Origin of the sequence: Winogradskyella sp. MH6 (assembly GCF_022810765.1) — a bacterium.
Lineage (GTDB): Bacteria > Bacteroidota > Bacteroidia > Flavobacteriales > Flavobacteriaceae > Winogradskyella.
Map to the genome: position 1 here is coordinate 62,471 of NZ_CP094494.1, position 13,543 is coordinate 76,013.

Consider the following 13,543-nt stretch of genomic DNA (forward strand, 5'->3'; position numbering starts at 1 on the left):
TACGAAGTAAAGTTGGAAGTTTGAAGCTTGTTTGCGGAAGTGTTACCTCTTAAGAAACGTGTGTTTGAATGCTATATTTGTACTACTTCACCTTAATTATTACCACTATAAATATGATTTATATATGGTATAAAGTCGGCATATACTCGGTATACATGTTAATTTAGTTTGTATTTTATCTTGTTGGTGCCTTGACTTTGTCATGGAATTTCAGAAAATATAAAGATAGATTTATAAGACAGTTTTGCTTCTCGATACAAATTTTTCTCATTTCAATCGAAAAATTCACTCGAAGTGACGATGGATTTTGTTTGCTTAGAGTTGAGCGGTTGATCTTTGTTTTGCGAATTTAGATTTGGGAATTGCTATAATAAGTATAGTTTTGCCTAAATTTAAATTTATGGGTTTTTCACTTTCTAAACTGTTTAATAAAACTGAAACTTCTGAGGATACTATTGATGCAATCATTGCTTCTGTTGAGCACGATGCTTATGGTGTATCGGATAGCAATGTGCTTTTTTCTGGTCTTAGTGAATTGGGTGGTTATTTATTTTTTCAGACTATAGTTGTTGGTTCATTAAAAGTGAAGTGTAAAAATGGTGCTCGATTGACTTTTAAAGGACAGGATTTTGAATTGACCTTGAACTCTGACTCGCTTGAGTTTGAATCTCACCATACTGAAGTAAAGGGACGTTTTGTGACTAATATTGATTTTCAGATTGAAGAAAAAGATGTTAAGTCTTTACAAAACGCTACTTTATCTGAGATTGTATTGAATGTGAAGAACAAGGAGTTGTTGTTTACAAAGTATAACTCTGAGAAGTAGATTTATCTTCTTTAGTTTTTATTAGAGATCGTTATTGACTTCAATCCAATAGCCATTGGGATCCTGGAAGTAGATTTGTTTTATTCCATCGGCTCTTATGTAGTCTTTGTTTGGTGTGTCTTTCCAATCGGAATACTCGATATTTAAGGTTTCTAAATGGTTTACAAATGCGTTGAAATCTGTTGTTGCTAATGCAAAATGCACGGCTTTATTGGTCTTTATTTCTGCGTTGGGTCTTGGTATTAAATGCAGTTGGGTGCTCTGTGTGAGTTGAAGCCATCTGGTTTTAGAGTTTGACGCTGTGTTTTGTATCTCTTTTAATTGAAATACTTTTTGATAAAACGCTACGGATTGATTGACATCTTTCACTGAAAGTGCGATATGGTTAGAAGCGAATGTTTGCATCTAAACAAGGGATTTAAAACCTCCATATACCATTCTGCTGGCATCGAAAACTAATTTCTCTGGGTTGATTAAAGGTTCTACCAATGCTGCCATTCTGGGGTCTTGAGGTACTTTTTGGTTTGCCAGATCTCTTGCTTCTTTTGAAGGAAAGACTACCCAACCGAATACAATAGCTTCGTCTTCTTTGATATTGATGACGTCTGTAAAGGATTTAGTGCCTTCTAGGCGCATATCGTCGCCAACGAACTCCTGGTAGGCTAAGGCTCCGTGTTCTTTCCAGATTTCTGCGACTTGCTGTGCTACTTTTTGGTATTGGGCTATATGAATGTGTTGTATGGGAAATACAAAGCCGTCGATGTAGTTTTTCATTGGTTTTTAAAAATAGATTTAATGTCATTTATAAATTTTAAAATAAAAAATTCATAAGATTCTTTCTCTTTTTCCAAATTACCAGAAAAATCGTGTTTTGGATTTGAAAGTTGTTTTAATCCAATAACTAATGTTCCAACAAAAACAGCAATTATTAATAGTCCAAAAACTGTGTCCATTTTATGTTCTATATTTAAACTTGTAATTAGTTATTTTAATTTTTTATACACTCAAACTGATATTCATTAATTAGGCTTATTGTGCACTTATTATATCCTTACTACTGTGTGCACCCGTTGCAAACGAGCGCTAGCGAGTGATTAAAGATACCATTTTTTGTTACAATACTGATGCTAGCAAGGGCTATGATTACTTATTGATCAATTATCTTTTCTAATAGAATTTCGAGGTTATCTAGTTGCAATTTTACGGCGGACAAATCATTTAATTTACCAGCCTCATTACCTATAAGATAACGTAGATCTTTTTTTAGGCTCTCGTCTTTACGTAGCTCTTCTACGACAGACTCAGCTATTTTAGAGTCAATATTAACAGTGCAATTACTAGGCAAGGTTAGTAAGTAACTATTTCTAGATTTTATATATATATCACCACATTTTGATCTTATTTCCGTTTGTATGTCGTCTGGCATTTTGCCTCTTAGATTCTCTCTATACTTGTTTTGAAATGTGAAGGTGCCTGTTTCGGCCCATTGGATATCATAATATCTAATTAAAGCTGTTTTTAAATTGTCATTTTGAATGAGATTAATTTGACCAGAAGCAATTAACTCCTTGTAAGTTGATGATGCAGAATACGAGTCTGCATATTGACTGGCCTGATATAAGTCTACGATGTTTTCTACTGGGTTGGCACTAGCATTTGGGGTATTTTCTAAAACTGCTATAGCTTTTTTTGCATGTGCACTAACTTGTTTGCTATAATTGATAATGGATTCGAGAGTTAGCTTTTCTTCTCTGACGTCATTTAAAAGCCGATTGCAGTAAATGGTTTCTAAATCCTTATTAAGGCGGTTTTGATTCCAATTGTTTATGCTTAATGCGATTAAAATTCCTATTACTACTAAAATTATTTCTCCAAAAGCGTATTTTAAATATTTTCGGGTTTTGCTTTCCGAGAGTAAGTCTTGTCTGATTTTACTAAAGAATTTTATCATTTGGTTAACGGTTTGCCATGATACAACTAAAGGATTTTGGCTAAGGTTCTTTTTGGGGAAGTGTACTTTGATTTTTTCTCTGTTGATTAAAGATAGTGTTTTTCTGTTTATAACTGTGTAGTTATATAAATTGAAAATTAAAGACAGTAACCTCTAATTAGATTAATAACAGTATATTAGGACAACTATTTAATGTATACTATGATAGGTGTTATTGTTGTTTTTGCTATCTCGTGGTTGCTTCTTTGGCTTATTGAAAGGGAGCATATAACTGTTTTGGGTATACTACCTAACGGCAAACGCCTAAAAGCGTTTTTTGTTGGCATGGTTATAATGGCTGTGTTTTGCTTAATTAATTTACTAGGACAGGCTTATTTTAAGGAATTTAACTACGTACGAAATGTAGACTACGGCTTTAAGGAAAGCCTCAATGGTATCTGGTGGACTTTTAAGGCTGCTTTTTTTGAAGAACTTATTTTTAGAGGTGCATTACTCTATCTACTCATTAAACGTTTAGGTATTAACTGGGCTTGTATTATTAGTGCTATTGCTTTTGGGATTTACCATTGGTTTAGTTACCAAATGTTTGGACGTGGTCTTGTACCTATGGCATACGTATTTATATTGACTGGTGCTTCTGGATGGATGTTTGCTTATGCCTTTGCAAAAACCAAGTCTATATTAGTGCCTTTAGGGTTGCATTTTGGATGGATTGTGATTAGCATTGTTGTTCTTTCTGCTGGTCCTTTAGGAGATTCATTATATGTTGCAGATGGTAAAGGTGTTGATTTGAGTGGCTGGGAACAGTTATTGTTTTTTCTGTTGCAGGCTTTAATAGTTCCTGGAGTTATTACATGGTATATCTATAAGAATTATAAGAGAAGAGAGGTTTGAGTTAAAAAAACTTGGTTTTTGGCTAATGTGATTTATTTAACTCACCATTTTTGTTTTCAAATCGATAATCGATTTTCATGAAACTTATTTTTCCCTTTTCAAGCTTTGTTATCAGCTTTGGTGCCGATACAATTCCTTGAATTATTATAAAACCGTTAAAGTCTATTATTTTGTATTCGGATTCCCATTCTGAATTTCTTTCTAGAGGTTTTACTTTTACTAGTCCGTTTTTTTGATATGTAAACTGATATTCTTTAATGTCTTCAACAGACTCTATTAATGGCTCTTCTTGCAGTGTGGATTTAAGCTTTTCTAGATCAATTTTATTGAATTGTAGGTCTAATTTGACGTATGGCAATGTATAGCCATTAAATTGTATGGTTAAAGAATCTTTAGAATGTAACGTAAGAGTTTCTTTGTCGCTTAATTGATAGGTATTGTTGTTGGAAGCTTTTAGGTTTAAAGTATCTCTGTAAACAAAAACCTTGGTTTCTCCTGTTTCCATATTTAGTTTGTCTTGTGTTCTTAATCTGTAAAACTGGTTTGATTTTGAACTAAAGAGAAAGCTTTGAATTTTTGCTCGTTCTATAAAATTACCTAAAGAATCGTATACCCCTTTGGTTCTCCATAATTTTTCTTCTTCGATATTTTGTCCAAAGCTTAGAGTTGAAACCAATATGATTAGTATTGTAAGTGTGTTTTTCATGTGTTAGTTGATGGTTTGTGTATGACTAGTTGTTATTTGTAGTCGTGGTGGCTATTCGTTTTCTTTATTTTGCTCTTAAAATCCACTCGTTTACAATTGATGATAAGTCTGCTTTTGCCTTCTCAATTTCGAATCTGTTTTTGAAGGTTATAATTGCTCTGTCATTCTCTTTCCATAGTAAGAGTTTTGACTTTGATTGAATAATTCTGTCTTCTGGCTGTTCTTGTTTTTTTGCCCCTCTGTGAAAAATCAATTGTATTTGCTTTGGTGGCTGAATTTTCATTGTTATTCGGTCATTATCATTGTAACAATAATTTGGTCCATTCCACTTTATATTTTCTGTTAAGCCATTTGTGGCATTTGTTATAATATGACGCAAATTCTCTATTTCATCTCGCAATGGATGATTTAATCCGTCAAGAAATTTAGAAACTTCCACATTTAATTTATTCATGTTTTATGTTTAAATAAGCGTTAACGGTTAGATCATAATTTGTTTGGAAAAAGGGTACAGTCATTATTCCTCTATGACCGAAAGATAACAAATTGCTGCTGAATTGCGACTTGAGATTCAGCAGCAATGCGTTATGCAATTATAGTGCTTAGTACCTATTTGACTTTTTTATATTTTTAAATTGCTTAACCATCTTTCCAAAGTTCTTGTCCTTTTGGCGTTTTTCTGCAACAGTAGATTCAAAATGTTCTTGTTCTCGTTTCATTTTTAGATAATTTTCATAGAACAATTTATCTATTTTCTTGCTTTCTACGGCAGCTACAACAGCACAACCCGTTTCTATGGTATGGGTGCAATCCTTGAATTTGCAGTTTTTAGATAGCTCAACTATTTTATCGAATGTTTTTTCCAAACCTCCAACGGCATCTGCAATACCCACTTCTCTTATTCCTGGGTTGTCTATTATAATTCCACCATCTTCAAGAACTATTAATTCTCGGTGGCTTGTAATGTGCCGTCCTTTATTGGTACTTGTGCTAATGGTATTTGTTTTCATTAGTTGCCTTCCTAAAAGATTGTTTAGAAGGCTTGATTTTCCTACTCCAGACGAGCCCAACAAACAGTAAGTTTTGCCCTTTACGATATGCTCTTTTAGTTTTTCAATCCCTTTTTTGGACTTATTGCTTATAGCAATTATTGGTACTTGCTTTACTCTTTCTTGAACTTGTGATATTAAATTGGTTAAAGCTTCATCATTTATTAAGTCAATTTTATTTAGGATGATTATCGTTTTTACATGAGATGCATTGCAAATTGTTAGATACCGTTCTACACGATTGATATTAAAATCTCTGTCGATTGCTTGTACTATAAACGCAAAGTCTATATTGGTTGCTATGATTTGTTTTTCTCCGTGTTTTCCCACCGCTTGTCTTTTAATGATGGTTTTTCTGGGTAAAATAGAGTGTATGAGAACTTTATCATCTCCATATTCAGAAATGGCAACCCAATCTCCTATGGCAGGAAAATCTTCGCGAGTATTTGCAGTATATCTTAAGTTTCCTGTGATTTCTGCATCAAATTCCCCTTTTTCAGTTTTAACTATATATCGTTCCTTATGCTCTGAAATAACTCTTCCGATTTCAAAGTTTAATAAATTATGTTGAATTCTTAGTATTTCTATGTTGTCGTTATATCCGAAATGTTCTAGTTTCATATTCTGTGTGTTTTAAAATATTGCAAACACTTGCGGTATTCATTACATGAATTTAAATATAATAGCGCTTACAATTGATGTGTTTTTTTGTAAAATGTAAATACGTAGGAAATGCTTCAGGGCATTACCTGAAGTAGCGAATGGTGATAGCCAAAGAAAATTGACTATCTATTTTACAATATCCGAATATGATATTACAGATGTAATAGACATAAAATGTAATTAGAGTACAAAATTAAGCATTTCTCTTGTAAGGTTAAAAATAAAGAGCGTGCTTTTGTATTGAGTATGGTGGTTTGTCTATGGTTTGTTGCGTGAAAATCCGTAGTGATGAATTATACACGTTGTTAACAAACATTTTCAATTATTAAAATTTATGTCTAGTCTTGAATCCGATAGAATATAAGTCCAAATAGGTAAAAAAGTCAGAATAATAAGAACAACCGAAAGTATAATTCCAATTATTCCAATCCGATTTTTATTCCGCAACGATTTTATTCCGAGAATAATTCCGATTAATGCTATTCCGAGTGCTATTATTTTATTCAATTTTTTGGTCGTAAAAACTGCTGGATTTAATTCAGTTTGATTTTCCATTTTTAGAATTTCAGACTCGAATAATTCTACAATTTCGAGATTAAACCAAATGACAAATAAGATTCCAATTAATACTACAATTATTGAGATTATTCCTGTTTTCATTTTTTGGTCAAATGCTTGCTAACGGTCTCGTATAACCGTCAGTTACGGGATTGAAGTTAATAATTTTCGGTTTAGCACTGACGTTAGCAATTCCGAGTGGATTCGGACGTAGTCGAATCCGCCGTAATTGCGGTTATACATTGCTGTAGCACATTATTTTTTATATTCTGTCCTTTCAACGAGTTGGTCATTTTTATATTTTTCAATTCTCAAAGTATCTCCTTTTTTATCTAAATAAATCCAAACAGAATCTTTCTTGAAATCATTTTCAGTAGTACTTGTCCAATTTTCAGTATCAATTTTCCAAAATTTTGTGACTGCTGTTTGTCCAGAGTTATAATTCCACGTTTCGGTTTTTATCGTAATTCCATTTCTCGGATTATAACTAGTTCCTATTAATTGCATTTCAGGTCTTGTTAAAGCAGAAAATCCCCAAATTGATAAAGGTGTACATAAAATCAAAAAAGCGATAGTCGAAATTTTCATTTCTTTACTGAACCATTCTTTACGATTTTTAAATGCTAATATTCTAACAGTAATTAGAGTCGCAACCCAGAATAAAGGAAAAATAATTATGTAAATCATTGCTCTTCCTGCGTTCAGAGTTTCAGAGTTTTTAAAAAAGAATAGATTGATTATTAAAAAAACAATTGCAATAATTAATAACGTTTTATTCAATTTCATATGTGTTCTCAAATGTGCTACAACGGTTTGTATAACCGAAGTTACGGGTTAATATGCGTTAATTTTCGGTTTGGAACTGACGTTAGCAATTCCGAGTGGATTCGGACGTAGTCGAATCCGCCGTAATGAATTATACACGTTGTTGTGGCACGTTATTTATATTCATATTTATTCCGCCAAATTTCTTCTCCTTTCAAAAAGTCGAGAAGAATTTCAGTCATTTGTTCAACTGTTTCTAATGGTTTAACTAGTAAAATATGGTCATCGTCTGTTACAAATCCAGACGCTAATCCATCATCGCCTAAACTTCCGCTTACGTGCAATGCTTTGTATCCATTTCCATTTTCATCTTCCAGTTCCACAATGTGAAATTCATTCCAATTTGTTGATTCCATTGTGCTTTTTATTATTTCCGCAGTTGCTTTTTCAGATATAGTTTTTGTGATTTCTCCATAATCATAAGAGACAGTAAGTTTTAAATCTCGTTGTTTTTGTCGGATTTCACGATTCAGTAATTCAGACTTATTTTCTGCGATTTCGTGTGTGTTTGAATTCCGTTTTGAATTCCAACTAACCAAAGCGAATATTCCGATTAATGCTAAAATTCCAAAGATTATGTAGGTATTCATTCTTTTCACGTTATTTTTTGGTTTAATGTGCTACTACTAGCTATATTATTATAAAATTCCCCTTATCACAAATATTTTAAGGATAAGAGGAATTATATTCTTTTACAAAATGATATGTTTAATTCGCTACTTCGCTAATAAACTTAATGCGGTAGAGACGTAACTCTTCATCGTCATAGTCGCCATCAAATTCTTCTATAGCATCAGAGATTTTATCGCTTTGAGAGTCCATAAAGTAGTCGTGGATTTCTTCTTGCTGGTCTTCATCTAAGATTTCATCGATCCAATAATCTATATTCAGCTTGGTACCAGAGTAGACTATAGATTCCATTTCGCCTATAAACTCTGGCATTTCCATACCTTTTGCAGAAGCGATATCATCTAATGGCAGTTTTCTATCTACATTTTGTATAATGTAGAGTTTGAGCGCAGAGTTAGAGCCTGTAGATTTTACGACCATATCGTCTGGTCTGGTAATATCGTTTTCTTCTACATAGTCTGCTATAAGGTTTACAAAATCTTTACCGTACTTTTTGGCTTTGCTTTCTCCTACTCCATGCACATTAGACAACTCTTCTATATTTATTGGATATTTTAATGCCATATCCTCTAAAGAAGGGTCTTGGAAAATAACAAATGGTGGTACTCCTAACTTTTTGGCATTGCGCTTGCGCAAATCCTTGAGCATGGTCATTAGTTGCTCGTCTGCTACTGCTCCACCACCTTTAGCGTTTGTAACAATGTTGTCGCTAGACTCGTCGTCGTACACATGGTCTTCTGCCATCATAAACGATTGCGGATTCTTTAAGAAGTCCTTACCTGTTTTGCTTAATCGCAGCACACCATAGGTCTCAATATCTTTCTTTAAAAGTCCTGCTACAATTACCTGACGTATTAGTGCCATCCAAAAACGGTCTTCCTTGCCTTTACCTATACCAAAAAATGGTTGGCTATCTGTTTTGTGAGATGAGATTAAGGCATTAGATTTTCCTATAATAACCTGTACAAGGTCTTTTGCTTTGTACTTTTCGTTGGTTTTATCTACGGTATCTAAAAGTATCTTTACTTCGTCTTGAGCTTCTACCTGTTTTTTAGGATTACGAACGTTGTCGTCCATATCTCCACCTTCGCCAGTTTCATTGTCAAACTCTTCACCAAAATAATGAAGGATGAACTTTCGTCTAGACATGGATGTTTCTGCAAAGGCTACAACTTCTTGTAACAAGGCATGGCCAATTTCTTGTTCTGCCACAGGTTTGCCAGACATAAACTTCTCTAGTTTTTCTATGTCCTTGTAGGCATAGTAAGCTAAACAATGGCCTTCACCACCATCTCGACCTGCTCTACCTGTTTCTTGATAGTAGCTTTCTATGCTCTTTGGAATATCGTGATGAATTACAAAACGCACATCTGGTTTGTCTATACCCATACCAAAGGCAATGGTTGCTACAACCACATCGGTATCTTCCATTAAGAACATATCCTGGTGTTTTACTCTGGTTTTAGCATCTAATCCTGCATGGTATGGCACAGCTTTAATGCCGTTAACCTGAAGCACCTGTGCTAACTCTTCTACACGCTTTCTACTTAAACAATAAACAATACCAGATTTACCTTCGTTTTGCTTAATGAAACGAATGATATCTGCATCTACATTCTTTGTTTTTGGGCGTACTTCGTAAAATAAGTTTGGTCTGTTAAACGATGCTTTAAAGGTTACAGCATCTGTCATACCCAAACTTTTAAGAATATCCTCTTGCACCTTTGGAGTTGCTGTTGCTGTAAGCCCAATGATAGGAATATCGTTTCCTATGCGCTTTATAATTTGTCTTAAGTTTCGGTATTCTGGTCTAAAATCGTGTCCCCATTCACTAATACAATGCGCTTCGTCTACTGCCATGAATGAGATTTTCTGAGTCTTCAAAAAATCTACGTATTCTTCCTTAGTTAACGATTCTGGTGCTACGTATAATAGCTTTGTAATGCCATTAATGATATCATCCTTTACACGCTTTACTTCGGTTTTGTTTAACGACGAATTTAAAACGTGTGCGACTCCTTCATTATCGGATACTGCGCGTATAGCATCCACCTGGTTTTTCATTAATGCAATAAGTGGAGAGACCACAATTGCTGTTCCGTCTTTTATTAAAGCTGGTAGTTGATAACAGAGCGATTTTCCGCCACCTGTTGGCATAATAACAAAGGTGTTATTACCTTTTACTACATTTTTAATAACTTCTTCTTGTAGACCCTTAAACCCAGAAAAACCAAAGTATTTTTTTAGTGAGGAGTGTAAGTCAATTTCTGCAATACTCATTAATCCCTTTTCGTATTTATTTCTTCTATAATAAAACTAAACTCTATTACAAATATAACATGTAGAACTTAGCTTTGTATCTATAATTACTTTGTTTAGTACCTGTAATTTTTTCTAAGCGATTTGGGAATATTTGAATGAAAAAATTCACGTACTTTTGCATAACCTTAAAGATAGTAAAATCTTTATATCTAAAAAACACATTAAAAAATTAGTTTTGAACACTGTGTCGTCCATTTTAAATACTGCTAAAAGCACCATAGCGTTAGAAAGTAAAGCTATTGGAAATTTGTCGGAATTACTTACAGATGATTTCGCTAATGCTGTAGAGCTGATTTATAATTCTAAAGGAAGAGTTATTATTACAGGCATTGGCAAAAGTGCCATTATTGCCAACAAGATTGTTGCTACTTTAAATTCTACAGGTACTCCTGCGGTTTTTATGCATGCTGCAGATGCCATACATGGTGATTTAGGGCTAATTCTAAAAGACGATGTGGTGATTTGTATTTCTAAGAGTGGTAATACTCCAGAAATTAAAGTGTTGGTACCTCTTATAAAAAATGCAAAAAATAAAATGATTGCTATAACTGGCAATGCCGATTCGTTTTTAGGACAACAATCTGATTATGTTTTGAACGCTTACGTTGAGCAAGAAGCTTGCCCTAATAACTTAGCGCCAACAACAAGTACTACAGCTCAGCTTGTATTGGGAGACGCTCTAGCCGTTTGTTTATTGGAATTGCGAGGCTTTTCTAGCAAGGATTTTGCAAAATATCATCCTGGTGGAGCATTAGGTAAACGTCTATATTTAAGAGTGAATGATTTATCATCTCAAAACCAAAAACCAGAAGTACGTTTAGATGCCAGCTTAAAAGAGGTCATTGTTGAAATTACTGAAAAGATGCTTGGAGTAACTGCGGTTATTGAAGATGGTAAAATTGTTGGTATCATCACAGATGGAGATTTGCGTCGTATGCTTAGTAAAAGTGATGATATTACTTGTCTTACCGCTAAAGATATTATGAGTACCAACCCAAGACGCATTAATGAGGATGCCATGGCTGTAGATGCTAAGGAACTTATGGAAGAATTTGGTATTTCTCAATTATTGGTTGAGCATGATGGTAAGTATGCTGGTGTTGTTCACTTACACGATTTAATAAAAGAAGGCATTATATAATGGCGAAGAAGAGTGTAGACGAGATGTCTTTTCTAGACCATCTTGAAGATTTAAGATGGCACTTAATAAGAGCAACTTTAGGAATTGTTATTGCCGCAACGCTTGCTTTTATCTTTAAAAAATTCATTTTTGATGTTATCATCTTTGGGCCAACACATATGAGTTTCCCAACATATGAAGGTTTATGCAAGATGTCTCAATTTTTAGGTATAGAAGACACGACGTTTTGTGCTGATAAATTTCCGTTTATTATTCAAAACAGAACTGTTGCTGGACAGTTTTCAGCACATATCTGGACATCGATTTATGCTGGTTTTATAGTTGCCTTTCCTTATGTTTTATACCAATTGTGGAGCTTTATTAGTCCTGGTTTAAAATCTAACGAACGTAAAAACTCTAGAGGGTTTATTATTATTGCTTCATTTTTATTTTTCCTTGGTGTACTGTTCGGTTATTATATTATAACACCATTATCTATCAACTTTTTAGCAAACTATCAGATTAGTGAGCAGATTTCTAATGAGTTTGATATTAGCTCAGTGATTGCTATTGTTAGGTCCTCTTCACTAGCATCTGGCTTTGTGTTTGAGTTGCCAATCATCATTTACTTTTTAACTAAAGTAGGTTTGGTAACACCTCAATTTTTAAGAACATACAGAAAGTATGCTTTAGTACTTGTATTGATATTATCTGCCATAATTACACCACCAGATATTGCAAGTCAGGTTATTGTGGCAATTCCTATTTTACTGTTATATCAAGCAAGTATTTATATTTCTGCTATTGTAGTTAGAAACCAAAAAAGAAAAAGAAAACATGTCTGATATTGTAAAAGAATTTAATGATTATCGTTCTAAGATGAACGATAAAATCCTTTCGGATAACAATAAAATCGTAAAGCGTATTTTTAATTTAGATACTAATGCTTTTGCTGAAGGTGTGCTGGATAAAAAAACAAAAGAATTGCTTGGGCTTGTAGCTTCTACAGTATTGCGTTGTGATGATTGTGTGAAGTATCATTTAGAATCTTCTTATAATGAAGGCTTAACAAAAGCCGAAGTTAGCGAAGCCCTTGGTATTGCTACTCTAATTGGTGGTACTATTGTAATTCCGCATTTAAGAAGAGCCCATGAGTATTGGGAAGCTCTAGAAAACCAAGGTTAAACTTTTTATAAATATAGGCTTAAGATAATCGGTTCTATATGAATTTATTATTTTTAGCGTTCTTAGAAAGTATATGAAACTACGTGCAGAAAATTTAATGAAGTCCTACAGCGGACGAAAAGTTGTAAAAGACGTTTCTCTTGAAGTCAACCAAGGTGAGATTGTAGGTTTACTTGGGCCTAATGGTGCTGGTAAAACGACTTCATTTTATATGATTGTTGGCATTATTAAGCCCAATGGAGGAAATATCTACCTAGACAATACCAACATTACTAAATACCCAATGTACAAGCGTGCACAAAATGGTATTGGTTACCTTGCACAAGAAGCTTCAGTGTTTAGAAAGTTGAGTATTGAAGACAATATTTTGAGCGTGTTACAACTTACCAAATTGAGTAAAAAGGAACAGCACGATAAAATGGAATCTTTGATAGAAGAGTTTGGTCTTGGCCATATTAGAACCAACCGTGGTGATTTACTTTCGGGTGGAGAGCGTCGTAGAACTGAAATTGCACGCGCCCTAGCAACTGACCCAAACTTTATATTGTTAGATGAACCCTTTGCTGGTGTAGATCCTGTTGCTGTAGAAGATATTCAACGTATTGTTGCTAAACTTACCAAAAAGAATATTGGTATCCTTATTACAGACCATAACGTACAAGAAACACTCGCTATTACAGATAGAACGTACTTAATGTTTGAAGGAGGCATTCTTAAAGCAGGTAAACCCGAAGAACTTGCTAGTGACGAAATGGTACGCAAAGTTTATCTCGGACAAAACTTTGAGCTACGTAAAAAGAAGTTAGAATTTTAA

Annotated in this window: 17 protein-coding genes; 6 read left to right on the forward strand and 11 right to left on the reverse strand. The window is 33.8% G+C overall.

All coding sequences use genetic code 11. From position 1 onward, the window contains the following. The first annotated feature begins 400 nt into the window (after positions 1–400). Positions 401–826, forward strand: coding sequence for a hypothetical protein (locus MST30_RS00335; RefSeq protein WP_243472425.1), 426 nt, complete (start codon positions 401–403; stop codon positions 824–826). A gap of 21 nt (positions 827–847) precedes the next feature. On the opposite strand, the gene MST30_RS00340 is transcribed toward MST30_RS00335, so the two are convergent. The 4 genes from MST30_RS00340 to MST30_RS00355 all read right to left on the reverse strand — a co-directional run bounded on the left by MST30_RS00340 (position 848) and on the right by MST30_RS00355 (position 2,777). Continuing rightward, positions 848–1,231: a VOC family protein gene (locus tag MST30_RS00340; RefSeq protein ID WP_243472426.1), complete on the reverse strand. Its 384-nt coding sequence runs from the start codon at positions 1,229–1,231 to the stop codon at positions 848–850. Next, complete coding sequence (locus tag MST30_RS00345; protein ID WP_243472427.1) at positions 1,232–1,600, reverse strand: DUF1428 domain-containing protein; 369 nt, start codon at positions 1,598–1,600, stop codon at positions 1,232–1,234. Continuing rightward, on the reverse strand, positions 1,597–1,779 hold the full coding sequence (locus tag MST30_RS00350; protein WP_243472428.1) for a hypothetical protein: 183 nt from the start codon (positions 1,777–1,779) through the stop codon (positions 1,597–1,599). The genes MST30_RS00345 and MST30_RS00350 overlap by 4 nt, the downstream gene beginning before the upstream one ends. 194 nt (positions 1,780–1,973) lie before the next feature. Beyond that, positions 1,974–2,777: a DUF6090 family protein gene (locus MST30_RS00355; RefSeq protein WP_243472429.1), complete on the reverse strand. Its 804-nt coding sequence runs from the start codon at positions 2,775–2,777 to the stop codon at positions 1,974–1,976. Positions 2,778–2,969: 192 nt separating this feature from the next. Here MST30_RS00355 and MST30_RS00360 point away from each other — a divergent pair, with 192 nt between their 5' ends. Continuing rightward, positions 2,970–3,671, forward strand: coding sequence for a CPBP family intramembrane glutamic endopeptidase (locus MST30_RS00360; RefSeq protein ID WP_243472430.1), 702 nt, complete (start codon positions 2,970–2,972; stop codon positions 3,669–3,671). Positions 3,672–3,693: 22 nt separating this feature from the next. On the opposite strand, the gene MST30_RS00365 is transcribed toward MST30_RS00360, so the two are convergent. The 7 genes from MST30_RS00365 to recQ all read right to left on the reverse strand — a co-directional run bounded on the left by MST30_RS00365 (position 3,694) and on the right by recQ (position 10,382). Continuing rightward, complete coding sequence (locus MST30_RS00365; RefSeq protein WP_243472431.1) at positions 3,694–4,377, reverse strand: hypothetical protein; 684 nt, start codon at positions 4,375–4,377, stop codon at positions 3,694–3,696. A gap of 64 nt (positions 4,378–4,441) precedes the next feature. Further along, positions 4,442–4,831, reverse strand: a complete 390-nt coding sequence (locus MST30_RS00370; RefSeq protein WP_243472432.1) for a DUF1801 domain-containing protein — start codon at positions 4,829–4,831, stop codon at positions 4,442–4,444. 148 nt (positions 4,832–4,979) lie between these two features. Next, positions 4,980–6,047: a ribosome small subunit-dependent GTPase A gene (gene rsgA, locus MST30_RS00375; protein WP_243472433.1), complete on the reverse strand. Its 1,068-nt coding sequence runs from the start codon at positions 6,045–6,047 to the stop codon at positions 4,980–4,982. A gap of 360 nt (positions 6,048–6,407) precedes the next feature. Then, positions 6,408–6,749 (reverse strand): hypothetical protein, encoded by a 342-nt coding sequence (locus tag MST30_RS00380; RefSeq protein WP_243472434.1) that lies wholly within the window; start codon positions 6,747–6,749, stop codon positions 6,408–6,410. A gap of 153 nt (positions 6,750–6,902) precedes the next feature. Then, positions 6,903–7,427: a hypothetical protein gene (locus MST30_RS00385; RefSeq protein WP_243472435.1), complete on the reverse strand. Its 525-nt coding sequence runs from the start codon at positions 7,425–7,427 to the stop codon at positions 6,903–6,905. A gap of 158 nt (positions 7,428–7,585) precedes the next feature. Beyond that, positions 7,586–8,062 carry a hypothetical protein gene (locus tag MST30_RS00390; RefSeq protein WP_243472436.1) on the reverse strand — a complete coding sequence of 159 codons (477 nt, stop codon included), beginning with the start codon at positions 8,060–8,062 and terminating at the stop codon, positions 7,586–7,588. A 118-nt stretch (positions 8,063–8,180) separates the two neighbouring features. After that, the gene (gene recQ / locus MST30_RS00395; protein ID WP_243472437.1) at positions 8,181–10,382 is read right to left on the reverse strand and encodes a DNA helicase RecQ; all 2,202 of its coding nucleotides are present in this window, start codon (positions 10,380–10,382) and stop codon (positions 8,181–8,183) included. A 217-nt stretch (positions 10,383–10,599) separates the two neighbouring features. Between recQ and MST30_RS00400 the strand changes: the two genes are divergently transcribed. From MST30_RS00400 to lptB, 4 genes are all read left to right on the forward strand, one after another. Then, positions 10,600–11,565: a KpsF/GutQ family sugar-phosphate isomerase gene (locus tag MST30_RS00400; protein WP_243472438.1), complete on the forward strand. Its 966-nt coding sequence runs from the start codon at positions 10,600–10,602 to the stop codon at positions 11,563–11,565. Continuing rightward, positions 11,565–12,389: a twin-arginine translocase subunit TatC gene (gene tatC / locus MST30_RS00405; RefSeq protein WP_243472439.1), complete on the forward strand. Its 825-nt coding sequence runs from the start codon at positions 11,565–11,567 to the stop codon at positions 12,387–12,389. The genes MST30_RS00400 and tatC overlap by 1 nt, the downstream gene beginning before the upstream one ends. Continuing rightward, positions 12,382–12,729 carry a carboxymuconolactone decarboxylase family protein gene (locus MST30_RS00410; RefSeq protein WP_243472440.1) on the forward strand — a complete coding sequence of 116 codons (348 nt, stop codon included), beginning with the start codon at positions 12,382–12,384 and terminating at the stop codon, positions 12,727–12,729. The genes tatC and MST30_RS00410 overlap by 8 nt, the downstream gene beginning before the upstream one ends. 73 nt (positions 12,730–12,802) lie before the next feature. Continuing rightward, the gene (gene lptB / locus MST30_RS00415; protein ID WP_243472441.1) at positions 12,803–13,543 is read left to right on the forward strand and encodes an LPS export ABC transporter ATP-binding protein; all 741 of its coding nucleotides are present in this window, start codon (positions 12,803–12,805) and stop codon (positions 13,541–13,543) included.